Genomic DNA, 25,064 nt, shown 5'->3' on the forward strand with positions numbered 1-25,064 from the left:
ACCCAGCCCCAGCTCGACTCGCCGTAACGTACTCGACCGGCGGCGGTGCCCGGTATCCCTGCGGTGGCGGCCGTCGTGGCGCGTGGAGGTGACCGTGGCTGCGTCGTCGGGCTGGCTTTCCCGCCCCTCCCTGCCTACGGTGTGCGGTACCGCACGGATCGTGACCGGAGCGAGGAGCGACCAGAGTGGACACCTCACCGATCGACCTGGCGCGGCTGACCTTCGGCCGGGACGACGCCGAGTCGGACATCGCCAGCGGCCTGCTCCGCCAGGGCTTCGTGCCGACCGCCGCGTACGAGGCGGCGGTGCGCGGGCGCAAGAGCCTGATCATCGGGCGGAAGGGCGCCGGCAAGAGCGCCATCTGCCGGCTGCTCGACGGCGGACCGGACGGCGGGGTGGTGACCAGCCTGATCACCCCGGACGACGCGACCGGCGAGGAGCTGCGCCGGTTCGAGTTGCCCGGGCTGAATCCGGAGACGGCCAAGTCCCTGGTGTGGCGGTACGTCTTCGCCGTGCAGATCAGCCGCTACCTCGTCGGGCACGCCCGGCAGCGGCACCGGCGCCGGCTGCGTCGCGCGCCGGCCAACGTCCGCCGGTTGCGCCGTTTCCTCAAGGCCCAGCACGAGAGCGGCGAGCAGAAGCTGTACGACCGGGTGCTCACCGGCACGCGCCGGCTGCGGGCGTCGTCGATCGGGTTGGGTGCGCTCGGCGTCAGCGGCACCCTGGAGGTGCGGGAGGCGTCCGAGGGCGCCCGCGCGGCGCGGCAGCTCGACGTCCTGGAGGAGGTGATCGGGCGGGCCGTCGCGGAGCTGGACTGCCCGGCCGACCACCCGACGTTCCTGCTCGCCGTCGACCAGGTGGAGCAGATCTGGTCCAACGACCCGGCCTCCGACGAGCTGGTGGTCGGGCTGCTGCTGGCCAGCAAGCACGTGTTGAGCGTCCTCGGCGGCGCGGTCCGGTGCGTGCTGTTCCTGCGCAGCGACATCTACGACTCCTTGCAGTTCGCCGAGAGCGACAAGTTCCGCGGCGAGGAGGAGCGCATCGACTGGACGCCGGAACTGCTCGGCGAGGTGCTGCTGCGCCGGGCCTCGGCGTCGCTGGGCCGGCCGGTGCCGGCCGACGAGCTCTGGGGGCGGGTGCTGCCGGAGTCGATCGGCGGTGAGCCGATCCTGCACTACCTGACCGCCCGGACGCTGCTGCGGCCCCGCGACCTCATCCAGTTCGTGACCCTGTGCCAGGACACGGCACTGCGGCACGGCCACCGCAGCATCGAGCCGTCCGACGTGCGGGCGGCGACCCGGGACTTCTCCCGCTGGAAGCTCCAGGATCTCGGCAACGAGTATCTGGTCAGCTATCCCTTCCTGACCCGGCTCTACGCGCTGTTCCAGAACTCCGGCTACCTGGTCACCCGCAAGGCGCTGCACGCCCGGTTCGCCGAGGTGCGCGACAGCCTGGTGGAGCAGTTCCCCGAGTACGCGCACCTGCTGGAGCCGGACGTGGTGATCGACGTCCTGTTCGGCCTCGGCTTCCTCGGCGTACGGCGGGGCGCCGACGTCGTCTACGGCGGCTCCGGCCGGGACGTCATCCAGCCGCAGGAGACCGAGTTCCACGTCCACCCGTGCTTCCGGTCCGGTCTCAACGCGGAGGCGCCGGTCAACTTCGAGCGGTTCGAGGGGCCGGTGGTCAGCCGGGTGGTGAGCGGATACGAAGGCTACAACTTCGGGGTCATCGGCAACGTGGTCTCGGCCCGGCCGAGTCGCGACTTCGCGGTCGTCGGCGGGATCCGGCAGGCCTGCGAGCGGGTCCGGGAGGCGCTCGGCGGGGCGGAGCTGCCGGAGAGCGTCCGGCGCGAGGTCTCCGCGCGGTTGGCGGCCGTCGAGCACGCGGCCGTGCCGAGCAACGTCCGGCATGCGATCGAAGCCGCCGTCGGCGTGGCGGACCACTTCGAACAGATCGCCCGCACCCTGGCCGCCAACGGCCTCGCCGACAGTGCGACCGGCACGGCCCTGCTGCACACGCTGCGGGACGAGGCGACCCGGATGCGCCGGGCGGTGTCCCGGGCCGGCGAGAGCTGAGGGGCCCGGGAGTGACCGCGCCCCGCGTGCACACCCGCTTCCCGGCCGTCGCGCACCGGCTGCCGTACCTGCGCCTGGGCGAGGGCCCCACCCCGGTGCGGCGGCTGGCCGGCGAGCCCGGCGTCTGGGTCAAGGACGACAGCGGGTACGGCGCAGGGTACGGCGGCAACAAGGTCCGCAAGCTGGAGTGGAGCCTGCCGGAGCTGACCCGGCGGGGGCGGCGCACGGTGGTGACGGCGGGCGGCACGGGCAGCCATCACGCGGTCGCGCTGGCCCGCTACGGGGCCACCGTCGGCCTGCGGGTCGCCGTGGTGGCGGTGCCGCAGCCGTACGACGACCACGTGGCGGCCCAGGAGGCGGCGGTGCGGGCGGCGGGTGCGCGGGTGCGCCGGGTGACCGGCGTGCCCGCCGGCTACCTGGCCGCCGCGGGGCTGCTGGCCGGAGCCCTGGTGACCGGCCGGCGGCCGGGGCTGCTGCCGATCGGCGGGTCCAGCCCGCACGGCTGTCTCGGCTACGTCGAGGCCGCCCTCGAACTCGCCGACCAGGTCGACGCCGGCGCGCTGCCGGCACCGCGCCGGATCGTGCTGGCGGTGGGCTCCGGCGGCACGGCGGCCGGTCTGGCGCTCGGCCTCGCCCTGGCCGGCCTGGACACCGAGGTGGTCGGCGTCTGCGTGAACGACCGGACACCGGCGGGGGAGCGGCAGGTCCGCCGGCTCGCCGCCGCGTCCGGGCGGCTGCTGCGCCGGCGCGGCGCGCCGCTGCCGGCCCGGGTGCCGCTGGCCCCGGTCACGGTGCGGCGGGACTGGCTGGGGCCGGGCTACGGGGTGCCGACGGCGCAGGGCGGCGCCGCGGCGGCCTGGCTGGCCGAGCGGGCCGGGCTGGTCGCCGAACCGGTGTACACCGCCAAGGCGGCCGCCGCGCTGCGGGACCTGGTCGCGGCCGGCTCGGCCGGTCCGGTGCCCTACTGGCACACCGCCCCCGCCGGCGTGCACGGCGGCGACCGGGAGAGCTTGCCGGTCGGGGACTCAGCCGGTCCGGATGGAGAAATCCGTGGTCGCCGGTCAACCTCTGCCGGCGGGCCGTGGAACTGTCCGACTACGGCGCGCCGGTGACCGTCCAGCGCCCGACCGACGTGGTCGTGGTCAGGTAGTCGACGCCGAGGGGGTGGCCACCGGACGGTGGCCACCCCCTCGCGTACCCCCTGGTCAGGAGTTGGCCGGGACCGGCTCGGCCGGGCGGCGCCGGACGGCCCGGGGGGCTGAGCGGGCCAGCGCGCTCGGCCACCAGGTACGCGGGCCCACCTCCAGCGCGAGCGCCGGGACGAGCAGGCTGCGCACCAGGAACGTGTCGAGCAGCACCCCGACGCCCACGATCACGGCCGACTGCACCGACGGCACCAGCGGCAGCACGCTGAGCGCCCCGAAGGTGGCCGCCAGCACCACGCCGGCGCTGGTGATCACCCCGCCGGTCACGCTCAGCGCGTGCAGCACGCCCTGCCGGTGGCCGAGCAGCGCCGCCTCCTCCCGGGCCCGGGTGGTGAGGAAGATCGTGTAGTCGACGCCGAGGGCCACCAGGAACAGGAACGTCTGCAACGGGATCCCGACGAAGAGCTTGGCGTGCCCCATCGCGTCGAGGATCAGCCCGGCCGCGCCCATCGCCGCGAGGTACGACAGCACCACGCTCGCCAGCAGCAGCAGCGGCGCGACCAGCGCCCGCAGCAGCACGGTCAGGATGACGAACACCACCGCCAGGATCAGCGGGACGACCAGGCGGTTGTCCCGGCTCACCGTGCGCTCCTCGTCCAGCAGGTAGGCGCTGTCCCCGCCGACCAGCGCCTGCGCGCCGGGCACCGCGTGCACCGCGGTGCGGAGCCGGTCCACGGTCGCCAGGGCGGCGTCGCTGTCCGGGGTGTCGGCCAGCACCGCCGCGATCCGTACCCACCGGCCGTCGGGCGAGCGTTCCGGCGCGCCCACCTCGGCCACTCCGGGCACGGCCGCGGCGGCCGTCACCACCTGGCCGGCGGTGTCGGCGGTGGCCAGGATGTCGGCGGGGGCGACCGTGCCACTCGGGTAGTGCGCCTCGATCATCCGCTGCCCGGTGATCGAGCCGACCTCCCTGGTGAACGTCTCGTCGCCCGGCAGGCCGATGCTGAGGTTGCCGATGCCGAAGCTCAGCGCCACCAGCGCCGCCGCCGTACCGATCCAGACCATCCGGGGCCGGCGACCGACCAGCCCGGCGATCCCCCGCCACACCCGGTGGTCGGTGGCCACGTCCGCCGCGGCGGCGTCCGGCGTGTAGCGCGGCACGAACGGCCAGAACAGCCACCGTCCGAAGAGCACCAGCACGGCCGGCAGCAGCGTGGTCATGGCGAGCAGGGCGGCGACGATCCCGACCGCGCCGACCGGGCCGAGACCCCGGGTCGACGGCAGCTGCGCGGCGAGCAGGCAGAGCAGGCCGATCGCCACGGTCGCCGCCGAGGCGCCGATCGCGCCGAGCGAGCGGCGCAGCGCCACCGCCATCGCGGCGTGCCGGTCGGCGTGCCGGCGCAACTCCTCCCGGTAACGGGCGATGAGCAGCAGGGCGTAGTCCACGCCGACGCCGAACACCAGCACGGTGAGGATGCTCTGGCTCTGGAAGTCCACCGCCAACCCGGCGTGCCGGGCCAGCAGGTAGACGACCGCGCTGGCGAGCTGGTTGGCGAACGCCGCGGTGAGCAGCGGGATCAGCCAGAGCACCGGGCTGCGGTAGGTGACCAGCAGCAGCAGGGCGACGGTGGCCGCGGTGGCCAGCAGGAGTGCGCTGTCCATGCCGCCGAAGGCGTCGAACACGTCGTCCTCCGCCCCGGCCGGGCCGGTCAACGCGGTCCGCAGGCCGGCGGGGGTGTCGGCGGCCAGCCGTTGCTTGATGTCGGTGACCGCCGCGGCGCGCCGCTCGCCGTCGCCGGCGACCGGGAAGGAGAGCAGCAGCGCCCTGCCGTCCTCGCTCGGCACCACCGGCGGCGGTTGCCCGCCGTCGGCGTACGGCGCGAAGGCGGCCCGGTCGGCGTCGGCCTTCGCCCGGTCGGCGTCGGTGAGACCGCCGTCCCGCACGTAGACCGCGATCGCCAGCGGAGCCTGCGAGTCGGGGAACGCGGCCTCGGCCCGCTGCACCGCCCGGCTGGACTCGACGCCGGCGGGCAGCGCGCCGAGGGTGTCGTTCTCCTGCACCTCGGTCAGCTTCAGCGCCAACGGCCCGGCCGCCGAGATCAGGATGAGCCAGAAGACGAGCAGGGCGTACTTGGATCGTCGGCCGGACGGCAGGCCGGCCAGGCGGTGCCGGAACATGGTGGGTCCTCTCCGCGGGTTGGTTGTGGTCACGCCCTTGATCCTTCGGTCCGGGGCCGGGGAAGGCAGGGGTGCCACGACCCGAACGCCGGTGGTGCCAGCACCACCGATCGGGGGCGCACCGGTGGCCCAGAATGGGAGCCGTGGACAGCTCCGTACGCCTGTTCGTCCGGCAGTGGCTCCGGCCGGGCGCGATCGCCGCCGTGCAGGGCCTGGCACTGGCCCTGCTCTGCCTGACCACCAACGTCGCGCTGTTCGCGCTCTCGGTCGTGTCGCTGGCGCTGATCCCGGTCTTCGGCATCGGGTTCGCGCTGTTCCCGGTGGTGACCGCGCTGGTGCGGCTCTGCCTCGGGGTGCAGCGCCGGCTGGCCCGGTGGGGCGGGATGCCGATGGCCACGCCGTACCGGCCGATGCCCGCCGACGCGCAGATCGGCACCTGGCGGCGGTTCCGGTGGGTGGTCGGCGATCCGGCCACCTGGCGGGACTTCGCCTGGCTGGTGCCGGGCGCGATCACCGGCGCGGCCTGCCTGCTGGCGTTCGTGCTGCCGGCGTACGGGCTGGAGGGCGTGCTGCTGGTGCCGCTGGTGCTCTACCTGAGCATCGACTGGTACGGCTACGGCGTGTTCTGGCCGATGGAGAACGTCGTCCAGGCGTGGCTGTCCGTACCCCAGGGGTGGTTCTTCCTGGTCGGCGGGCTGGCGGTGGCGCCCTGGCTGGTCTGGCTGCACCTGCGCTTCGCCGGCTTCTTCCTGACCCCGACGAAGGCGCAGGAGCTGGCGCTGCGGGTCCGGCAGCTGACCGTCACCCGGGCCGACACGGTCGACACCCAGGCGGCCGAGCTGCGCCGGATCGAGCGCGACCTGCACGACGGGGCGCAGGCCCGGCTGGTGGCGCTGAGCATGAGCATCGGCCTGGCCGAGAAGCTGATGGCCGACGACCCGGCCGCGGCGCAGCGGCTGCTCGCCGAGGCGCAGGAGGCCAGCGGCCGCGCCCTGGTCGAGCTGCGCGACCTGGTCCGCGGCATCTACCCGCCGGTGCTCGCCGAGCGTGGCCTGGGCGGCGCGGTCGAGGCGCTCGCCCTGGCGGTGCCGCTGCCGGTGGCGGTCGACGTGGCGCTGCCGGGCAGCCCGCCGGCGGCGGTCGAGTCGGCGGCGTACTTCGCGGTGGCGGAGGCCCTGGCCAACGTGACCAAGCACAGTGGCGCGGCGCGCGCCTGGATCCGGGTGACGTACCGGGACGGCCGGCTGGCCATGGTGGTCGGCGACGACGGCCGGGGCGGGGCGCAGGCGGACGCGGGGACCGGCCTGGCGGGTGTGCGGCGCCGTCTGGCAGCCTTCGATGGAACGATGACGGTGACCAGTCCGCCGGGCGGACCCACCGTCGTGACCATGGAGCTGCCGTGCGAGTTGTCATCGCCGAGGATCTCGCCCTCCTCCGGGTCGGGCTGACCCGCATCCTCGACGCGTTCGGCTTCCAGGTGGTCGAGGCGGTCGCGGACGGGCCGTCCGTGCTGCCGGCGCTGACCCGGCACCGTCCCGACGTGGCGGTGGTCGACGTCCGCCTGCCGCCGACCTTCACCGACGAGGGCCTGCAGGCGGCGTTGCAGGCCCGCTCGCGCCTGCCCGGCCTGCCGATCCTGGTGCTGTCCCAGCACGTCGAGCAGCTGTACGCCCGGGAGCTGCTCTCCGACCGTGGCGGGGGAGTGGGCTACCTGCTCAAGGACCGGGTGTCCAACGTCGACCAGTTCGTCGACGCGGTGCGCCGGGTGGCCGCCGGTGGCATGGTGATGGACCCGGACGTCGTCTCCCAGTTGCTGGCCCGCAACAGCGGGGCGCAGCGGCTGGCCGAGCTGACCGCACGCGAGCGCGAGGTGCTGGGCCTGATGGCGGAGGGCCGGTCGAACGGCGCGATCGCCGGCCGGCTGTTCGTCACCGAGAAGGCGGTCAGCAAGCACATCAACAACATCTTCAGCAAGCTCGGCATGCCGCCCTCGGACGACGACAACCGGCGGGTGCTGGCCGTGCTGGCGTACCTGAACGGTTGAGGCCTCCCCGGGCCGGCGGCCCGGGTGCCCGCCGCGGCGGGGTCAGGCCGCGGATCCGGTGCCGTCGCGCACCGCGCCCATGGCGTCCGCCGTGACGGCGCACCGGTCGGGGTCGTGCGCGACGCCGTTGGCGGCCTGCCGCAGCAGCCGGTGCAGCAGCTCGCGCTGCGCCTCCGGCAGGGTGCCCAGCAGGTCGGTCTCGACCTCGCGCACCCGCGCGTCCAGCTCGTCGAGCCGGCGCCGCCCGTGCTCGGTGGGCACGATCCGGCGCGCGCGCCGATCGGCCGGGTCCTGCTGGCGCTCGACCAGGCCGGACTCGACGCAGCGGTCGATGAGGTAGGTCATCACGCTGCGGTCGATGCCCAGCCGGGTGGCCAGCGAGGCCTGGCTGGGCGGTTCGTCCCGGACCACCGCGGAGAGCACCTGGTAGCCGCGCGTGCCGTACGGCAGGTCGCCGACGGCCGACTCCACCCGGGCGCTCCACTCCCGCAGCAGCGTCATCAGCGCCCAGCCGAACTCCCCGACGAACTCCGGTTCGGGCTCGTCGTGGGCCGGGGTGGGGACGCCAGCTGCGGTCATGCCGGCGATGCTACCAGCCAGTGATTGAATCGACATCTCATCGGTTGGACAAACGAGTTGGCTGACGTATCATCTGTATTACAAACGATCTGACGCACAACAGAGTGGAATCCGATGACGGACTACGGGCACGACCTGACGTTCGGGACGTTCGTCACGCCCCAGAACGAGAACCCCCAGGTGCCGGTCCAGCTCGCCCAGCTCAGCGAGGCGGCCGGGCTGGACCTGGTGACCTTCCAGGACCACCCCTACCAGCCGGGGTTCCTGGACACCTGGACCCTGCTGACCTGGGTCGCGGCGGCCACGGAGCGGATCGCGGTCTCGGGCAACGTGCTCAACCTCGCGCTGCGACCGCCGGCGGTGCTGGCCCGCTCGGCCGCCAGCCTGGACCGGCTCTCCGCCGGGCGGTTCACCCTCGGGCTGGGCGCGGGCGCCTTCTGGGACGCCATCGAGGCCATGGGCGGCCGGCGGCTCACTCCCGGGCAGTCGGTGCAGGCGCTGGCCGAGGGGGTCGAGATCATCCGGGGGATGTGGGACGTGGCCGACCGGAGCCCGTTGACGGTCGAGGGCGCGTATCACCGGGTCGCCGGCGTCAAGCGCGGCCCCGCGCCGGCCCACGACATCCCGATCTGGCTGGGCGCGCTCAAGCCGCGGATGCTGCGGTTGACCGGCCGCGTCGCGGACGGCTGGGCGGTCACCCTCCAGTACGTCGGCGACAGCGGCCTCACCGAGGGCAACGCGGTGATCGACGAGGCGGCCGCCCGGGCCGGCCGGCACCCCGGCGAGATCCGCCGGGTGCTCAACATCGGCGGCGCGTTCACCCCGCAGGGCCGGGGCTTCCTGCAGGGCCCGCCCGCGCAGTGGGTCGAGCAGCTCGCCCCGTACGCGCTGGAGCAGGGGATCGGCACCTTCGTCCTGATGGCCGACGACCCGCGCGCCATCCAGACCTTCGGCCAGGAGGTCGCCCCGGCGCTGCGGGAACTCGTCGCGGCGGAGCGGGCGTCCGCCGGCACCGCCCCGGTCGCCCGGCGTCGGGGCAGCGCCGCGCTGGCGGCCCGCCGGACCGGCATCTCCTACGACGACGTCCCGGCCGCGCTGGCCGCCCGGGCCGTGGAGCCGGGCGACCGGGAGTACGAGTCGGTCCGCTCCGGCTACCTGCGCGCCGGGCGGCCCGGCCTGGTGCTGCGACCGGGCAGCGCCGAGGAGGTCGCCGAGGCGATCTCCTTCGCCCGCAAGCAGGACGTGCCGATGGCCGTCCGCTCCGGCGGCCACGGCATCAGCGGGCGCTCCACCAACGACGGCGGCATCGTGGTCGACCTGGGCGCCCTCAACGGCGTCGAGGTGCTCGACGAGCGCACCGGACGGGTCCGGCTGGGCGCCGGCGCCCGCTGGGGCCAGGTCGCCGAGAAGCTCGTCCCGCACGGCCTGGCGATCAGCTCCGGCGACTACGGCGGCGTCGGAGTCGGCGGACTGGCCACCACCGGCGGCGTCGGCTTCATGGGCCGCCTGCACGGGCTGACCATCGACCATGTCCGGGCCGCCGAGATCGTCCTCGCCGACGGCCGGATCGTCCGCGCCGACGCGGAGCACCATCCCGACCTGTTCTGGGCGGTCCGCGGCGCCGGGGCCAACGTCGGCGCGGTCACCTCGCTGGAACTTCAGGCCGACCGGGTGGGCGACGTCGTCCACTCCGTCATGCTGCTCGACGCCTCCGACACCGCCGGGGTGCTGCGGCGCTGGGGGCAGGTGGTGGAGTCCTCGCCGCGCGAGCTGACCAGCTTCATCATCCTGTCCCCGAACCGTGGCGTGCCATCCGCGGTCGCCCGGGTGATGACCGTCTACGCCAGCGACGACACCGACGCCGCGGTCGCCGCGCTGCAACGGCTGGCCGACATCGCCCCGGTGCTGGACCACGAGGCCCGGCTGACGCCCTACTCGGGCGTCGTCTTCCCCACCCAGCCGCAGTACGCCGCCGGCGGGCTGGGGCCGATCACCCGCTCGGCGCTGTTCAGCCGGCTGACCGCGGAGGTGTCCGGCGGACTCGCCCGGCTGGTCACCGAGGGCGTCTCGTACTTCCTGCAACTGCGGGCGGTGGGCGGGGCGATCAACGACGTGCCGGCCGCCGAGACCGCGTACCCGCACCGGCACCAGAACTTCTCCGCGGTGGCGTTCGGCGGCGGGGTGCGGCGGGCCGCCCTCGACGAACCGTGGGACGCGTGGGTGTATCCGCACGCCGACGGGCTCTACCTGAGCTTCGAGACCGACCCGCGCCCCGAGCGGCTGCTCGACGCCTTCCCGGAGCCCACGCTGAGCCGGTTGCGGCAGGTCAAGCGGGTCTACGACCCGGACGCCGTCTTCAACACCAACTTCCCGATCACGCCAGCGGGGGAGTGACCGCGGGGGCGGGCCGGTCGGCCCGCCCCCGTCGTCGTACGGGTCAGTGCGCCGCCGCCTGAGCGGCCGCCTCCTCCTGCGCCCGCCGTTCGTCGCCGCTGAGCGTGTGCAGCGGCTTCTCCTTGATGAACAGCACCACGACCAGCGCGAGCAGCGCGATCGGCGCGCCGACCAGGAACAGGTCGGCGGTGGCGATGCCGTAGACGTCCTGCACCACCCGCAGCAGCGGCTCGGGCAGCGTGGACAGGTCGGGCACCTCGGCCGAGCCGCTTCCGCCGGTCGCGGCCGAGCCGAGCTTCTCGGTCATCAGCGAGGTGACCCGGTTGGCCAGCAGGGCGCCCAGCGCGCTGACCCCGATGGCGCCACCCATGCTGCGGAAGAAGGTGATTACGGAGGTGGCCGCCCCGAGTTCGTGCGCGGGCACGTCGTTCTGCGCGGCGAGCACCAGGTTCTGCATGAGCATGCCGACGCCGACACCCAGCACGGCCATGTAGACCGACAGCACGAGCACGCTGGTGCCGGCGTCGATGGTGCCCAGCAGCAGCATCCCGATGGTCATCACCGCCGCCCCGGCCACCAGGTAGGCCTTCCACCGGCCGAACTTCGTGATCAGCTGTCCGGCGACCGTCGAGGAGACCAGCAGACCGAAGATCATCGGCAGGCTCATCAGGCCCGCGACGGTCGGCGACTTGCCCAGCGAGATCTGGAAGTACTGGGACAGGAAGACGGTGCCGCCGAACATCGCGACGCCGACCAGCACGCTGGCGATGGTGGCCAGCGAGACGGTGCGGTTGCGGAAGATGTCCAGCGGGACGATCGGATCGGCCGCCCGCGCCTCGACGACGACGGCCAGCGCCAGCAGCACGACGCCGCCGGCGACCATCAGCGCGGTCCAGCCGGAGGCCCAGGCGAACTGGTTCCCGGCCAGCGACGACCAGATCAGCAGCGTGCTGACGCCCGCGGTGATGAGCACCGCGCCGAGCCAGTCGATGGTCACCTGCCGGCGGACGACCGGCAGGTGCAGGGTGCGCTGCAGCAGCACGATGGAGAGCAGGGTGAACGGGACGCCGATCAGGAAGCACCAGCGCCAGCCCAGCCACGAGGTGTCCACCAGCACGCCGCCGATCAGCGGCCCGGCGATGGTGCCCACGCCGAAGACCGCGCCGAAGATGCCGGCGTAGCGGCCCAGCTCGCGGGGCGGGATCATCGCCGCCATGACGATGGTGGCCAGCGCGGTCATGCCGCCCGCGCCGATGCCCTGGACTACCCGGCTGACCAGCAGCACCTCCACGTTCTGGGCGAAGCCGGCGATCAGCGAACCCACCACGAACAGTCCCAGCGACAGCTGGATCAGCAGTTTCTTGCTGTACAGGTCGGCCATCTTGCCCCACAGCGGCACGGTCGCCGTCATGGCGAGCAGTTCGCTGGTGACGATCCAGGTGTAGACGGTCTGGCTGCCGTGGAGGTCGGCGATGATCCGCGGCAGGGCGTTCGCCACCACCGTGGAGGCGAGGATCGACACGAACATGCCGACCATCAGCCCGGAGAGGGCCTGGAGGACCTCCCGGCGCGACATGCGCGCGCCGACCTCGGCGGGCGGGGCGGTAGCGGTCATTGACGCTCCCTTGTGGGTGTACCGGACAGGCGGGGTCCCCGGCGCGGTCGTGCCGGGGGGGTCAGGGGCGGCGGTGCGGGGGGTCAGGGCCGGGGATCCGGCAGGCCGGCGGCGACCGCGACGAACGCTTCGTCGACCAGGTCCCGCAGCGGCCGGGCGTCGGCCTCGGCGGCCCAGCGCAGCAGGGCGGTGCGGAACGCGGCGCCGGCCACGGCGGCGACCAGCGCCGGATGGCCGTGGTCGGGCGCGACGCCGAGGCGCGCGGCGATCGCCGCCACGATCGCCTGCTCGGCCTCGGCGTTCCCGGCCACCAGCCGGGGCAGCAGCGCCGGGTTGCGGGCGATGACGGCCAGGCGGAGGCGCCACAGCTCCCGTTCGGCCTCCATCGTGTCGACCGTCTCGGCCAGGGCCAGCCGGACGGCCTCCAGTGCCGGCACCCGCGGCGGCACCGCGGCCAGCCGGCTCAGGATCCGCTCGCGGTCGACCGTCTGGTCGCCGATGAGCGCCTCGTCCTTGGACGGGAAGTAGTTGAAGAAGGTCCGCGACGAGACGTCCGCCGCCTCGCTGATCTGCTCGACGGTGACGTTCTCCAGCCCGTGCTCGGCGACCAGCCGCAGCGCGGCGGCGGTCAGCGCGTCGCGGGTCAGCCGCTTCTTGCGGTCGCGGCGCCCGAGGGCGGCCTGGTCGGCAACGGTCACGCGCAGACGCTACGAGGAAAGTTGCGGAGCCTGCAAGTTTTTATCGGGTGAAGTGATTCTCCTGACCCGGCCTTGCCCGGCCCGACCGTCCGGCCCCCCCGACGGGGCCGGGCCGGCGGGCTGCCGCAGGAGCCTTGCCCCGCGCCCGCCGGAGCCCCGCCCTCCTGTGCTTGACCTGCGGAAATGTGTCAGATCCCGGGTGGACGGAAGTTCCGGGAAAGTGGTACGACTGGATGGTCGACCGGCCAACGGTGGCGTGTCGTCACTCGTGGTCGCCAGCGTCGGTGCGGTGCCCGGCTCCACCTGGTGCGGGCCCTCCGGGGAGTCGGATGGCGGGTCGTCCCGCCGGCCGGTCGGCGCGGGTCCGCCGCCGTCCGGCACGCTCTCCCGGGGTGGTGGTGGGCCATCAGCTGGAGGAGCCGGCGTGCCCAGCATCCGAATCCGTTCGCGGCATCAACCCTTCGAGATGGCCGTCCTGGCGATCGCCCCGGTCTGCGGGCTGCTCCTGATCGTGCTCGACGTCCGCCCGCCGTCGGTGGAGCTGGCCAGGCCCGCCCCGCTCCAGGCCGGCTGGGAGTCCGGTCTGATCGTCGTGGGGCTCACCGGCCTGCTCGGGGTGCTCTGGCCGGGTCGGCTCTCCACCGCCCTCGGCATCGAGTTGGCGGCGGTGCTGGTGCTGGGCACCCTGGCCGGCATGTACGCCGTCGCCCTGGCGGTGATCTCCGGCCGGCAGCTGTGGGCGCCGCGTCGTTCATCACGGCGGTGGCCGTCGGATCGGCGTGGCGCTCCGTCGAGATCCTGCTCGACCTCCGGCGGCTGGTCCGGGCGAGCCAGCTCACCAGCGCCGACCCGCTCCCCGCCGGGGGTGGCACGTGACCACTCCGGCGCCGACCCCCGCCGCCCCGCAGTGGCTGCAGGTCCTGCTCTCCGTCCTCGGCGTGCTGGGCGGCGCCGGCGGCCTCGCCGTCATCGCCACCGTCGTCGTGCAGCGCGGGAAGTTCAAGGCGGACGCCGCCGACACCCTCACCGACGCGGCCCTCACCCTGGTGCAGCCGCTGCGTACCCGGATGACCGAGTTGGAGGAGGAGGCGCTGGTCGCCCGGTCGCAGCTGGCGAACTCGCGCGAGCAGGTGCAGCAGCTGCGGGCGACCGTCTGGGACCTGCGGGGCCGGCTCGACCGCTGGCGCGAGGCGATCCTCGCCCCGGACGCCACGCTCCGCAAGGTCCGGGCGATGGTGATCGAGACCGACCGGCGGCCGGACCGGCCGTAGCCGCCGCGTCCACCGATCGGGTGCAACGGTGGGGGCCGCTGACCACCGCGATATTCGGTTAGCCTACCCTAACCGCCATGACCCAGGCCCTGCCCGTCGCGCCGTGGCGCGTCTTCACCGTCGAGGTCCGCGCGGTACGCCGGCTCAGCCCGTCGTTCCTGCGGGTCACCTTCACCGGCCCCGACCTCGACCGGTTCGCCGACAACGGCTACGACCAGCGGATCAAGCTGGCGCTGCCGGTGCCCGGGGAGACCGGCGTGCGACTGCCCGGCGGCGCCGACTGGTACGCGCAGTGGCGGGCCCTGCCGGAGCACAAGCGCAACCCGATCCGCACCTACACCGTCCGGGCCGTCCGCCCCGAGGTGAGCGAGGTCGACGTCGACCTGGTGCTGCACGGCGACGGCGGCCCGGCCACCCGGTGGGCCCGCCGGGCCCGGCCCGGAGACGAGATCGCCATCCTCGGCCCGGACGCCGGCTACCACGGTGACCACGGCGGGGTGGAGTTCCGGCCACCGGCGACCGGGCACCTGCTGCTGGCCGGCGACGAGACCGCCGTGCCGGCGATCTGCGCCATCCTGGAACGCCTGCCGGCCGACGCCCGGGGCCGGGTGCTGCTCGAGGTGCCCGAACCGGCCGACGCGCTGCCGGTCGCCGCGCCGCCCGGGGTCGGGGTCGAGTGGCTGCCCCGCGGCGCCGACGGGCACGGCGCCCGACTCGTCCCGGCCGTCACGGCGGCCGCGGGCGCACTGCTCGCCGGCACCGGTGCCGCACCCGCCGCCGACGACGCGATCACCGACGTGGACGTCGACCGGGACATCCTCTGGGAGGTGCCCACCCCGGCCGCCCCGGTGCCGCTGTACGCCTGGCTGGCCGGCGAGGCGGGCGTCATCCGCGCCCTACGCCGCCACCTGGTCGCCGAGCGGGGACTCGACCGCCGCGCGGTGGCGTTCATGGGGTACTGGCGGCTGGGTCGGGCGGACACCGCCTGAGCGCGAGCGACGGTCGGGCGACGGCCCGGGCCGAGCGACGGCTCAGGGCAGTGGATGGGAGATGCCGCGGGCGTGGTCGGTCAGTGCCGCGGCGACGACGGTGGCCTCCAGCGGCAGCACCTCCAGGCACCGCCGGACGGCGGCGGCCATCAGCGCGTTCGGCACCCGCATCGAGAGCGTGCAGTGCGGCACCCAGCGGCCCGGCCGGTAGTGCTCGACCAGCGTGATCCCGGCCGCCGCCAGCCGGTCGTGCACCCGGCGGTGGTGGTCGAGCAGGTCGGCGGTGGGCGTCGGCCCCAACCAGAGCACCCGGCCGACGAACTGCCCGGCGTGCTGAAAGGAGAGCCGCAGCGGCGCGGCCACCACGGTCCCGGTGAGCGCGGCCGCCACCCGGTCCGGGTCGAAGCGCGGCGCCACCGCGAGCGAGACGTGCGGTCGGTGGCGCTGTTCCAGCAGCGAGCGCATGCTCTGCACGCCCTCGGCCTCCAGCGCGTCCCAGAGCACCCGGATCCGCCGGGTGGCGTCGGTGTCCAGGTAGAGCTCCAGCGCCGCGACCACGTGATCACCTTAGGACCGCGGGTTTGACCGCCCGCCGTCGGCGGTACCCGACGGTGTCCGCGGATCCAGGAGGTGCCCGGTGGACGTGAACGACCTGCTGACCGAGACGTACGACCGGCTGCCCGCCCTCGTGCGCGCGGCGGTCGACGGCCTCTCGCCCGAGCAGCTGCGCCACGCGCCCGGGCCGGCTGCGAACCCGGTCGGCTGGCTGGTCTGGCACCTGACCCGGGTCCAGGACCACCACGTCGCCGACGCGTTCGGCGCGGAGCAGCTCTGGGTCTCCGGCGACTGGGCCGGGCGCTTCTGGCTCGCCCCGGATCCCGACGACATCGGCTACGCACACACCCCGGCACAGGTCGCCGCGGTGCGGCCGGAGAGCGCGCAGGCGCTGGTGGACTACCACGAGGCGGTGGCCGCGCGGACCCGGACGTTCCTGGCCGAGCTGCGCCCGGCGGACCTGGACCGGGTGGTCGACGAGTCCTGGGACCCGCCGGTGACCCTCGGCGTCCGGCTGGTCAGCGTGGCGAACGACGACCTGCAGCACGTCGGCCAGGCCGCCTACGTGCGCGGGCTGCTCGGGAAGGGCTGACCACCGGGCTGGTCAGGGCACGCCGCCCGCCCGGGTCACCCGCCGCGTCGGCCGGCAGCACCGCGAGCCCGTCCAGGCCCAGGTCGAGCGCGGCCTGCCCGGCCACCCCCTGCTCCCACGACTGCCGCTGCATGGCCAGCGCCGTCAGCACCCGCTCCGCCCGCTCGCCGTCGTACCACCGCAGCACGCCTCCCGCGCCGTCCCCGGAGTAACCAGGCCGCCCGGACCCCGCACGGCTGGAATCACCCGGTCCGGGTGAGTACGGCTCACCCCCGCCGATGTGAGCCTGAGCTGCGAGCGGAAGGGGAGGAGCCGATGACCACCTCCGTGGGGGAGCACCTGCGGCAGCTGGGCCCGGGCCGCCGGCCGGACCTGCCCGACGCGGTCGGCGGGACGGTGCGGCTCGACGCCCGGGAGGACGGCTACACCGAGCACTGGTACCTCACCGTCGCCGACCAGCACGTCCACGTGTCCCGCTCCTCGGACGACGCGGAGCTGGTGGTCCGCGCCGACCGGGAGGTGTTCGACCGGCTGGCCGCCGGGCAGATCCATCCCGCGACGGCGTTGATCCGCAACGAGGTGACCGCGCAGGGCGACCTTCGACTCTTCATGCTGCTGCGGCGGATCTTTCCGGGGCCGCCGGGGGCGCGACACCCCCGGGAGGTCGCGGCCCGGTGGAGCAGGCGGCGATGAGGCAGGAGCGGCTGCACGTCCTCTCCGGCAACGTGTTCGCGATCAGCGACGCCCAGGGGGACTTCGAGGTCGACCCCTGCGACCCGGTGGGGCTCTTCTCCTTCGACACCCGGTTCCTGTCCCACTGGGTGCTCACCTTGGACGGCGAGCGGCTGCACGCACTCTCCCGCGACGACATCGCCTACTTCGAGACCCGCTTCGTCCTGGTGCCCGGCGCCGCCAGCCACTACGTCGACGCCGATGTCTCGGTCATCCGGCACCGCTCCCTGGACGACAGCTTCAACGAGCGGGTCACCGTGCTCAACCACGGCACCGAGCCGGCCGAGTTGACCGTGCGGATGGAGATCGGCAACGACTTCGCCGACATCGCCGACATCACCGACACCGGCCATCCGCGACACCGCGCCGTGATGGTCACCCCCGACCCGGACCGCAGCCAGCTGCGGCTGCAGTACGAGCGGGACGCGTTCGGCCGGGAGACCGTCGTCTCCAGCAGCAGGCCCGTCGACGTGGACCAGGGCGGGATGACGTTCCGGATCCGGGTGGAGCCGAACGGGCAGTGGGACATCGACCTGACCGTCGCCATGACCTTCCGCGGTGAGGCCGGACGCGACATGCGCGCGGACCTGACCACCCACCGGCAGCACGTGCGCCGCAGCATGCGCGACGAACTCCAGCACTGGCTGGACCGGGCACCGCACCTGGTCGCCGAGCACGACACCCTGCCGGCGCTGTACCAGCGCAGCCTCACCGACCTGGCCGCGCTGCGCTACGAACCGCTGTCCATGACCGAACGGATCCCGGTCGGCGGCCTGCCGTGGGCGATGTCGCTCTACGGGCGGGACGGCATCATCACCTGCCTGCAGACCCTGCCGTTCGTGCCGGAGCTGACCCCAGCGATGCTGCGGATGCTCGCGATGCTGCAGGGCGGGCAGCTCGACGACGAACACGACGAGGAGCCGGGCAAGATCCTGGTCGAGCTGCGCTACGGCGAGGCCGCCGCGTTCGGCGACGCGCCGACCGGGCTCTACTACGGGGCGGCGGACACCACCCCGCTCTTCGTGATCCTGCTCGACGAGTACGAGCGCTGGTCCGGTGACGCGGAACTGGTGCGGCGGTTGCGGCACCCGGCGCGGATGGCGCTCGACTGGATCGACGAGTACGGCGACCTGACCGGCGACGGCTACCTGCGTTACCAGACCCGCAATCCGCGTGCCGGCACGGTGAACCAGTGCTGGAAGAACTCGCCGGACGCGATCGTCGACCGGAACGGCCGGCTGGCCGAACTGCCCCGGGCGACCTGCGAGCTGCAGGGCTACGTCTACGACGCCAAGCGGCGCGGGGCGCGGCTGGCCCGCGAGTTCTGGGGCGATCCGGAGTACGCCGACCGACTGGAGCGGCAGGCGGCACAGCTTAAGCAGCGGTTCAACCGGGACTTCTGGCTGCCGAACCGCGGGTACTACGCGCTGGCGCTGGGGCCCGACGGCGAGCCGGTCGACGCGCTCTCGTCGAACATCGGCCACCTGCTGTGGAGCGGGATCGTCGACGACGCGCACGCCGGGGCGGTCGCCGAGCACCTGCTCGGCCCCGAGATGTTCTCCGGCTGGGGAGTGCGCACCCTGGCCGCCGGGCAGCGTCCGTACAACCCGGTCGGCTCGCACGTCGGCGCGGTCTGGCCGTCGGACAACGCGCTGGTCGCCGCCGGGCTGCGCCGCTACGGGTGCGACGCGCAGGCCGCCCGGATCACCGCCGGGATCTTCGAGATGGCGACGACCCTCGGTGGCGCGGTGCCGGAGGTGATCGCCGGCTATCCGCGCGAGCAGACCAAGTATCCGGTCCAGCTGCCGAGCGCCGGGCGACCCCAGTCATGGTCCTCGGGGGCGGTGCTGATGCTGCTCGCAACCATGCTCGGTCTGCGGCCGTGTGAAGACAACCTGTTGGTCAGCCCCGCGCTGCCGAAGGGCTTCGGACGGATCGAGCTGTTGGACGTCCCGGGACGGTGGGGCCGCGCCGACGCGTACGGGCGGGACCGGGTCAGGGCCGTTCGGCCTCGGCTGCGGTGATCACGCCGCGACCGGCGACGGCCTCGATCAACCCGGCGGGGCGCCGCCCGGTCACCTCGTGGCGCGCCCCGTCGGCAGGCCGCGATCCTGGCCGCCGGAGGTTGGGCGGTCGTCGCCGGTCACGGCGGGCCGTCCGTCCGCGGGCGAGGGTGGCGCGGGTCGCTCGGTCGGCCGGGTGCTCGGCTCGGCGCCGGGCGGGTCGGCCGGGGTGCTGGGCGTCCTGGACCGACCCGGCGGGTCCGCCAGTGCCCGGTCGCAGTAGCCGTCCACCCGGTCCTTGCCGCCCGCCGCGCCGACCAGGGGGCCGAAGACCGGATTGTCCAGCGCGCGGCCCGGGTTGTCGGTCGCCTCGGCACGGTAGGCCCGGCACAGGCCGACCACCGAGGCGGACGGGCTGGGGCGGTCGTCGCCCACCCCGGGTGAGGGCGCCGACGAGGCGCCGGGCCCTCCGGCGGGCGAGCCGGAGGCGGTCGGCAGGGGTGCCGGTGGCGTACTCGCCGGTGCCGGGGCGCGCAACGGGTTCGGCAGGGTGCCGGTGGCGGCGGCGACGGCGACCCCGCCGGTGGCGGCGAGGGCGATGCCGGCCACCAGCGCCCGCACGCCGAAGGCGGTGAGGGTGAACCGCTGCCGGGGCCGGCTCGGCAGGTCGACCGGTGCCCCGGCCAGCGCCCGCCGGTACGCGTGCACCGCCGCGCCCTCGCCGGACAGCTCACCGGCGCGCGGTGCGGCGCGGACCGCCGTCAGGAGCAGAACCAGCGGCTGGGGGCCGCCCTGCGGGTCAACGACGGGACCATCGAGCAGGCGCTCGACAGTCTCCTGGTCCATCCGGTGTGCGTTCATCTCGTGTCCCTCAGCGCCACCGGCATCCGTGTTGTCACATCGGATGCCGTGTGACGTCGGACAAGCCGAGGGCACCACGGGTCCCGCCCGCGGCGGCCGAGCCACCGCGGGCGGGCGACGGGGCGTTGCGGAGGCGCCCGGTCGTCGTGGGCGCGGCGTCAGCCCATGGTCTTCGCGCCGTCGATCGCCTCGCGGAGGATGTCGGCGTGCCCGGCATGCTGGGACGTCTCGGCGATCAGGTGGAGCAGGACCCGCCGCACCGACCAGCTCCCGCCCGGCTCGAACCACGGCGCCTGCGGCAGCGGGTGCGCGGCGTCCAGATCGAGTGTGGCGATCAGCTCGTCCGTCCGGTCGGCGACCCGCGCGTAGTCGTCGAGCAGGGCGGACAGGGTCTCGCCCTCGGTCATCCGGAACTGGCCGGCCCAGTCCACCGGCTCGCTCTCCATCGCTTCGGCGCCGCCGACCGCGAACCGCATCCACCGGTGCTCGGTGCCTGACACGTGCTTGATCAGCCCACCCAGGCAGAGCTCGCTGACCGTGGTGCGCCGGGCCGCCTGCTCGTCGGTGAGCCCGTCGACGGTCTGCCGGAGGAACCCGCGGTGCCGGCGCAGCGTCTGCAGCAGATCGGCCCGCTCGCCGGTCGTCACCTGCTCGGAGATGGTCATCGGTGTCACCCTTCACCCGACGTCGTGGCGGGCTCAGGATAGGCCGGAGCACCGACAACCTCGGTCCGGCACGGCTCCGGTTGCCGATCCGCCCGATCGGCGGTGCACTGAACTACATGGGTGTGATTAAGGTGGGTACGTCGGGCTGGGCGGACCGGATGCTGCTCCGCTCCGGGTGGTATCCCCGGACGGCCAACACCCCGGCCGGCCGGCTCGGCTGGTACGCCGGCCGGTTCCCGCTGGTCGAGGTGGACACCTCGTACTACGCGGTGCCGGTGCCGGAGACCACCCAGGGCTGGGTGGACGCGACGCCGGACGGCTTCACCTTCGACGTCAAGGCGTTCAGCCTTTTCACCGGCCACCCCACTCCCGTCGCCGCGCTGCCCCGGGATCTGCGCCCGACCGGCGGACCGGCCCGGATCCGCCGCCGCGACCTGCCGCCGGCCGCGTACGACGAGCTGTGGGCCCGGTTCCACGCGGCGCTGGAGCCGCTCGCGGCGGCCGACCGGCTCGGCGCGGTGCTGCTGCAGTTCCCACCGTGGCTCGCCCGCGGCGCGGCCGCCCGGCGACGCATCGGCGAACTGGCCGAGCGGTGCCGGCCGTGGCGGGTGGCCGTGGAGCTGCGGCACGGGTCCTGGTTCGACGGTCCGGCCGCGCCGGACACCCTGACCTTCCTGCGGGAGCTCGGCCTCACCTTCGTCTGCGTCGACATGCCACAGGGGCACCCGTCGTCGGTGCCGCCGATCCTGTTCGCCACGGCCGACCTCGCGGTCGTCCGGTTCCACGGTCACAGCACCGACTGGCCGGGCGGCGACAAGCAGGAGAAGTTCCGCTACGCCTACGGCGAGGAGGAACTGCGCCGGTGGGCGGAGCTGCTGGTCGAGCTGGCCGGGCAGAGCGACGAGTTGCACGTGCTGTTCAACAACTGCTGCGGCGACCAGGCGCAGCGGGACGGCGCCCGGCTGGCCGAATTGCTCGACGTCGCACCGGTCGGCGACCGGGCGGTCCGCGCCGCCTCGACCGGCTGACCGCCCGCGCCCGCGCCGTCCCGATCGGGGGCGCCGGGTCCGGTGGCGGGTTTCCCGGCGGGCCGGCCGGGTACCGGCCGGGGCGAGGCCGACGGAGGGGATAGCACACGATGAGCCAGCAACAGGACCGGTCCGCCGACCGGACGCCCGCGGTGCCGGACGACGCGGCGGCCCGCCGAACCCGGGAGGCGCAGGAGGCGCACGGCGGCAGCATGGCACCCGGCCTGGTGGACGACACCGGGCAACCGGTCGCGGAGCCGCCGTCCACCACGGTCGCCGGTGAGGACGGCACCGGTTCCTGACGCGGGGGCGGACGGACGGCGCGCCACGGCGCGTCGTCCGTCCGCCGTCGTCACGCCGGCCCGCCGCGGCCGGTCAGCCGCGGCGGGCACTGGACCAGGTCGCCGCCGGCGCTACGAGTGGCGCCGGCCCTGCGTCCGGAACGCGTCCTCGGTCCGTTCCCCGATGTCCGCGTCGTCCGGGAAGGGGCGGCGCGCCGGCGCCGGATCCGGCGGCGCGCCCGGCCCCGCCTCGGGCGTCCTGGTCGGCTCGACCGGACCGAACCCGTGCCGGCCGCGCCGGCCGGACGGCCCGGCCGGCTGGCCCGCGCGGCGTTCCCCGCGGCGGCCCTCCGGTACGGCGGTCTCCTCGCTGCCCTCGTCCATCGGGTCGTGCTCGCCGGCGCCCCAGGGCGGGTCGGCGTCGAACCCGTCAGTGGTCTTCCACGGGGTGGAGGTGTCCCGCCCGTCGCCGCCCCGTCCGTCTGCTGGTGTCATGCTCACCTCGCTGGTCGGTCCGCCGCTACCGGCGCGGATTGCCCGTCCCGGCCCCGGTCATGCCCCGCCGCGCCGGATGGTCGGCCGGGCCCGACCGCGTCCGGGCACGCCGGCCGGCGTCCCGCCGTGGAGGAGCCGGCGGGACGCCGTGCGCTCGTCGCCGGCCTCAGCGGCGGGACATCGTCACCCGCTTCCCCAACGCGCTCATCGCCGCCATCTTGCCGATCCCCCCGGGCGAGCCCAGGGTTCCGACCCGGTTCAGCATCCCGCGGAACACCTCGCCGGGCTTCTGCTGCTCGCCCATGTAGGCGGTGACCACGATCAGCGCGCCGGTCAGCGCCGGTACCGCCCACTGCAGCGCCTTCATCTGACGCTGCGCGGACGCGACGTTCGAGGGCGTCTGGTGGTTCGGCTCGGTGATCCCGTCCACCGGCGGGCCGCCGGCCTTCTCCAGTTTCATACCGAGCAACCGGCTGTAGCCGGTGACCGCGAGGGCGCTGACCGTCAGCGCGGTCTTCAGCGTGCTGGCCCGGCCGACCCCCGTCTGAGCCATCACCCGGGGGCTCTCCGTCACCAGTTCGCCGACCGAGCCGGCGAGATGGGCGCCGATCGCCGCGGCGTTGACCGGGGTCCACCGGGACCAGCCCGCCGAGGCCACCGGAAGCCGCTGGGTCGAGTCACTGATCTGTGCCGCTCCGCCGTTGACGCCGAACGCTCCCATCAGGGAGCCCCCGAACCAGGCCGCCAAGCCCAGATCGTGCATCGAGCGCAGTGCGGTGTGCCGTTCGGACATCTGATCCCCTTCCACCGTGTCGGGCGCTGCGGCATACCCACCGCCCGGCCCGCTAATCCCGAGCGTCACCAGGCGGGACGCCCCGGAAGCGGGGCCGGGCGGACATCGGGGAGTCGCCGGCACGACCGGGCCGCCGACGGACCTTGCGCGCCGCCGGGCGAGCCGCGGAGGAGTCGCGCGGCCGGCGGCGGGTAGTTCGGCAGGGAGGTCCCGAGGAAGGGGAGTTGGATGTCGCAGCCGGACGAGAGCCGAGAGAAGACCGCGAAGACCGACGCCGTCCTGATGCATCCGGACAACGATCCGCGCAAGACCACGGCGCAGGTCCCGCCGCTGCGCGAGCACGGCGAGACCCGGGTGGAGCGCGACGGCAAGATGGTGCCGGTCGACCAGGAGGAGTGACCACCGCACACGCGGAGCGCCGCGGCGCCGCCGCCGATCCGGGCGGCGGGTCGGTCCCCGGCGTGCGGGTCAGCACGCCGGGCGGCGCCATGGCAGGCCGGCGGACGGGTCAGCGTGCCGGCAGGCCGGCGGCGAACGCGGCCACCCGGGCGGCCAGCGGAGTGGCGGCGCGGACCCAGGTGAAGTGGTTGAGCGGGGCGCCGGCCTCGGCCACGGTGTAGCGCTCGCGCACCACCGGCGTGGCGACGAGCTTCGCGCAGAGCTGGTCCATCGTCGCGTGCGGGGTGTACTGGTCGTCGTCCACGCTGACCGCGAGCACCGGGGTGCGTACGGCACGGACCGCCGCCTCGGCGTCCACCCCGTCCAGCTGCGGGAAGCGGCCGGTCCGGGCGGTGTGCGCCCAGTCCCGGATCACCCCGCGCGCCTGCCGCCCGCCGAAGCCCCAACCCGGCCAGACGCCGAGCAGCCGGGCCGCCGCGGCGATCCCCTGGCTGTACGGCAGCACGCCGAACCGCCGCAGCCCCGGATAGCTCCGCCAGTACGGGATGCCGACCGCGACCAGGGCCAGACCGTCGACGGCGTCCGCGCCGTGCACGGCGAGGTGCAGCAGGGCGGTCTGCCCGCCGAGGGAGTGCCCGAGCAGCACCGTCCGCCGGCCGTCCAGCCGTGGCTTGAGCGCCGCCAGCACGGCGCCCACGTCAGCGGCCAGTTCCGGGTAGCCGTACCGGCAGGCGCGGCTGGGCCGGGGCGTGCTCTCCCCGGTGCCGCGCAGGTCGGCCACCACCACCGCCAGGCCGGCGGTGCGCAGTGCGGCGGCGAACGGGCGGTAGTAGCGGGCCCGCACCCCCATCGCCGGCCAGATCACCACCACAGGCGCCTGGGTCACGCCCGCCGGCTCCGGGTAGACCTGCACCCCCAGCCGAGCGCCGTCGACCTCGACGAACTCCTGCGCGTACTCCACCGTCGCGTCCACCGGCTCAGGTTACCTGCCGGTAGCCAGTGGGCCGGTCACGACCGGCGCGCGGGTCGCATCGGCTCGCGGACGCTCCTACGGTGTGGACACCAGGGCCGGCCGGTGCCGCTGCACCCGGTCCACCGCGGCGAGGACCTGCGGCACGTCGAGCGCCGCCAGCGCCGGGTGCGGTGCGTCATCGCCCGCTGCCGCCGCCCGCTCGACCGGCCCCGCCCAGATCACCCGGTGCCACGGCCGGCCCGGCGGCGGCCCCCACCGGGCCGGGGAGACCGGGCCGAAGAGCACCACCGACGGGGTGCGGTAGCCGGTCGCGAGGTGCGCCACCCCGGTGTCGCCGCTGACCACCAGTCGGGCGTACGCGACCAGCGCGGCGAGGTCGCCGAGGTCTGTCCGGCCGGCCAGCACCGCGTCGTCGGGCAGCCCGGCCAGCCGGGCCACCTCCGCGGCGATCCGGCGCTCACCGGGGCTGCCGGTCACCACCACCCGGTGCCCCCGCCCGGTCAGTTCCCGGGCCACCTGGGCGAAGCGCGGCGGGGGCCAGCGCCGCTGCGCCGCCTTCGCGCCCGGGTGCACGATGCTCACCCCGGTCGGCACCCCGTCCGGCGGGGGTCGGCGTAGGGCGAGGTCGGTGGGGTCGGTGGGGATGTCGTACCAGGTGAGTAGGCGGCACCAGCGGTGGATTTCGTGTTCGTGGTCGTG

General features: G+C 74.7%; 25 protein-coding genes. 13 read left to right on the forward strand and 12 right to left on the reverse strand.

The window, feature by feature from the left end:
- Positions 1-185: 185 nt before the first annotated feature.
- On the forward strand, positions 186-2,075 hold the full coding sequence (locus ACVCAH_RS22100; protein WP_447138084.1) for a P-loop ATPase, Sll1717 family: 1,890 nt from the start codon (positions 186-188) through the stop codon (positions 2,073-2,075).
- A gap of 11 nt (positions 2,076-2,086) precedes the next feature.
- On the forward strand, positions 2,087-3,187 hold the full coding sequence (locus ACVCAH_RS22105) for a pyridoxal-phosphate dependent enzyme (protein ID WP_447138085.1): 1,101 nt from the start codon (positions 2,087-2,089) through the stop codon (positions 3,185-3,187).
- A 93-nt stretch (positions 3,188-3,280) separates the two neighbouring features.
- On the opposite strand, the gene ACVCAH_RS22110 is transcribed toward ACVCAH_RS22105, so the two are convergent.
- Positions 3,281-5,398, reverse strand: a complete 2,118-nt coding sequence (locus ACVCAH_RS22110; RefSeq protein ID WP_447138086.1) for an MMPL family transporter — start codon at positions 5,396-5,398, stop codon at positions 3,281-3,283.
- A 134-nt stretch (positions 5,399-5,532) separates the two neighbouring features.
- Here ACVCAH_RS22110 and ACVCAH_RS22115 point away from each other — a divergent pair, with 134 nt between their 5' ends.
- Together ACVCAH_RS22115 and ACVCAH_RS22120 are read left to right on the forward strand one after the other, a co-directional pair.
- Positions 5,533-6,846 carry a histidine kinase gene (locus ACVCAH_RS22115; protein ID WP_447138087.1) on the forward strand — a complete coding sequence of 438 codons (1,314 nt, stop codon included), beginning with the start codon at positions 5,533-5,535 and terminating at the stop codon, positions 6,844-6,846.
- Complete coding sequence (locus ACVCAH_RS22120; RefSeq protein ID WP_447138088.1) at positions 6,798-7,442, forward strand: LuxR C-terminal-related transcriptional regulator; 645 nt, start codon at positions 6,798-6,800, stop codon at positions 7,440-7,442. Before ACVCAH_RS22115 ends, ACVCAH_RS22120 begins: the two co-directional genes overlap by 49 nt.
- A gap of 42 nt (positions 7,443-7,484) precedes the next feature.
- On the opposite strand, the gene ACVCAH_RS22125 is transcribed toward ACVCAH_RS22120, so the two are convergent.
- A complete protein-coding gene (locus ACVCAH_RS22125; RefSeq protein ID WP_447138089.1) occupies positions 7,485-8,021 on the reverse strand; it encodes a MarR family winged helix-turn-helix transcriptional regulator in 537 nt (178 codons plus the stop codon).
- 114 nt (positions 8,022-8,135) lie between these two features.
- Between ACVCAH_RS22125 and ACVCAH_RS22130 the strand changes: the two genes are divergently transcribed.
- Positions 8,136-10,415 carry an LLM class flavin-dependent oxidoreductase gene (locus tag ACVCAH_RS22130; protein ID WP_447138090.1) on the forward strand — a complete coding sequence of 760 codons (2,280 nt, stop codon included), beginning with the start codon at positions 8,136-8,138 and terminating at the stop codon, positions 10,413-10,415.
- Between the two features lie 43 nt (positions 10,416-10,458).
- Here the strand turns inward: ACVCAH_RS22130 and ACVCAH_RS22135 are convergent, their stop codons facing one another.
- The 3 genes from ACVCAH_RS22135 to ACVCAH_RS22145 form a co-directional block, all read right to left on the reverse strand.
- Positions 10,459-12,030 carry an MDR family MFS transporter gene (locus tag ACVCAH_RS22135; protein ID WP_447138091.1) on the reverse strand — a complete coding sequence of 524 codons (1,572 nt, stop codon included), beginning with the start codon at positions 12,028-12,030 and terminating at the stop codon, positions 10,459-10,461.
- Positions 12,031-12,113: 83 nt separating this feature from the next.
- Entirely contained in the window at positions 12,114-12,728 is a 615-nt protein-coding gene (locus ACVCAH_RS22140; RefSeq protein ID WP_447138092.1) for an acyl-CoA-like ligand-binding transcription factor, read from the reverse strand.
- A 453-nt stretch (positions 12,729-13,181) separates the two neighbouring features.
- Positions 13,182-13,412, reverse strand: a complete 231-nt coding sequence (locus tag ACVCAH_RS22145; protein WP_447138093.1) for a hypothetical protein — start codon at positions 13,410-13,412, stop codon at positions 13,182-13,184.
- Positions 13,413-13,648: 236 nt separating this feature from the next.
- Between ACVCAH_RS22145 and ACVCAH_RS22150 the strand changes: the two genes are divergently transcribed.
- Positions 13,649-13,999, forward strand: a complete 351-nt coding sequence (locus ACVCAH_RS22150) for a hypothetical protein (RefSeq protein ID WP_447138109.1) — start codon at positions 13,649-13,651, stop codon at positions 13,997-13,999.
- A gap of 77 nt (positions 14,000-14,076) precedes the next feature.
- Positions 14,077-14,988 (forward strand): siderophore-interacting protein, encoded by a 912-nt coding sequence (locus tag ACVCAH_RS22155; RefSeq protein ID WP_447138094.1) that lies wholly within the window; start codon positions 14,077-14,079, stop codon positions 14,986-14,988.
- Positions 14,989-15,030: 42 nt separating this feature from the next.
- Here the strand turns inward: ACVCAH_RS22155 and ACVCAH_RS22160 are convergent, their stop codons facing one another.
- Complete coding sequence (locus ACVCAH_RS22160) at positions 15,031-15,546, reverse strand: 2'-5' RNA ligase family protein (protein ID WP_447138095.1); 516 nt, start codon at positions 15,544-15,546, stop codon at positions 15,031-15,033.
- Between the two features lie 79 nt (positions 15,547-15,625).
- Here ACVCAH_RS22160 and ACVCAH_RS22165 point away from each other — a divergent pair, with 79 nt between their 5' ends.
- The 3 genes from ACVCAH_RS22165 to ACVCAH_RS22175 all read left to right on the forward strand — a co-directional run bounded on the left by ACVCAH_RS22165 (position 15,626) and on the right by ACVCAH_RS22175 (position 18,891).
- Positions 15,626-16,135, forward strand: coding sequence for a mycothiol transferase (locus tag ACVCAH_RS22165; protein WP_447138096.1), 510 nt, complete (start codon positions 15,626-15,628; stop codon positions 16,133-16,135).
- 315 nt (positions 16,136-16,450) lie between these two features.
- Positions 16,451-16,828, forward strand: a complete 378-nt coding sequence (locus ACVCAH_RS22170) for an SCP2 sterol-binding domain-containing protein (RefSeq protein ID WP_447138097.1) — start codon at positions 16,451-16,453, stop codon at positions 16,826-16,828.
- Positions 16,825-18,891: an amylo-alpha-1,6-glucosidase gene (locus ACVCAH_RS22175; protein WP_447138098.1), complete on the forward strand. Its 2,067-nt coding sequence runs from the start codon at positions 16,825-16,827 to the stop codon at positions 18,889-18,891. The genes ACVCAH_RS22170 and ACVCAH_RS22175 overlap by 4 nt, the downstream gene beginning before the upstream one ends.
- A gap of 51 nt (positions 18,892-18,942) precedes the next feature.
- Here ACVCAH_RS22175 and ACVCAH_RS22180 read toward each other — a convergent pair whose 3' ends face one another.
- Together ACVCAH_RS22180 and ACVCAH_RS22185 are read right to left on the reverse strand one after the other, a co-directional pair.
- Positions 18,943-19,731 (reverse strand): hypothetical protein, encoded by a 789-nt coding sequence (locus ACVCAH_RS22180; RefSeq protein ID WP_447138099.1) that lies wholly within the window; start codon positions 19,729-19,731, stop codon positions 18,943-18,945.
- Between the two features lie 158 nt (positions 19,732-19,889).
- Positions 19,890-20,396: a DinB family protein gene (locus tag ACVCAH_RS22185; RefSeq protein ID WP_447138100.1), complete on the reverse strand. Its 507-nt coding sequence runs from the start codon at positions 20,394-20,396 to the stop codon at positions 19,890-19,892.
- Positions 20,397-20,512: 116 nt separating this feature from the next.
- Between ACVCAH_RS22185 and ACVCAH_RS22190 the strand changes: the two genes are divergently transcribed.
- Both ACVCAH_RS22190 and ACVCAH_RS22195 read left to right on the forward strand, forming a co-directional pair.
- Entirely contained in the window at positions 20,513-21,424 is a 912-nt protein-coding gene (locus ACVCAH_RS22190; protein WP_447138101.1) for a DUF72 domain-containing protein, read from the forward strand.
- A gap of 110 nt (positions 21,425-21,534) precedes the next feature.
- A complete protein-coding gene (locus ACVCAH_RS22195; protein WP_447138102.1) occupies positions 21,535-21,726 on the forward strand; it encodes a hypothetical protein in 192 nt (63 codons plus the stop codon).
- Positions 21,727-21,837: 111 nt separating this feature from the next.
- On the opposite strand, the gene ACVCAH_RS22200 is transcribed toward ACVCAH_RS22195, so the two are convergent.
- The gene (locus ACVCAH_RS22200) at positions 21,838-22,200 is read right to left on the reverse strand and encodes a hypothetical protein (protein WP_447138103.1); all 363 of its coding nucleotides are present in this window, start codon (positions 22,198-22,200) and stop codon (positions 21,838-21,840) included.
- Between the two features lie 166 nt (positions 22,201-22,366).
- Complete coding sequence (locus ACVCAH_RS22205; protein WP_447138104.1) at positions 22,367-22,993, reverse strand: hypothetical protein; 627 nt, start codon at positions 22,991-22,993, stop codon at positions 22,367-22,369.
- A 228-nt stretch (positions 22,994-23,221) separates the two neighbouring features.
- On the opposite strand from ACVCAH_RS22205, the gene ACVCAH_RS22210 reads away from it, so the two are divergent.
- Complete coding sequence (locus tag ACVCAH_RS22210) at positions 23,222-23,392, forward strand: hypothetical protein (RefSeq protein WP_447138105.1); 171 nt, start codon at positions 23,222-23,224, stop codon at positions 23,390-23,392.
- A 109-nt stretch (positions 23,393-23,501) separates the two neighbouring features.
- Here ACVCAH_RS22210 and ACVCAH_RS22215 read toward each other — a convergent pair whose 3' ends face one another.
- Complete coding sequence (locus tag ACVCAH_RS22215) at positions 23,502-24,353, reverse strand: alpha/beta hydrolase family protein (RefSeq protein ID WP_447138110.1); 852 nt, start codon at positions 24,351-24,353, stop codon at positions 23,502-23,504.
- A gap of 87 nt (positions 24,354-24,440) precedes the next feature.
- Positions 24,441-25,064 (reverse strand): glycosyltransferase family 9 protein (locus tag ACVCAH_RS22220; RefSeq protein WP_447138106.1); only part of this gene is annotated, 624 nt, incomplete at its 5' end.

This window comes from Micromonospora sp. LZ34, from assembly GCF_052981855.1.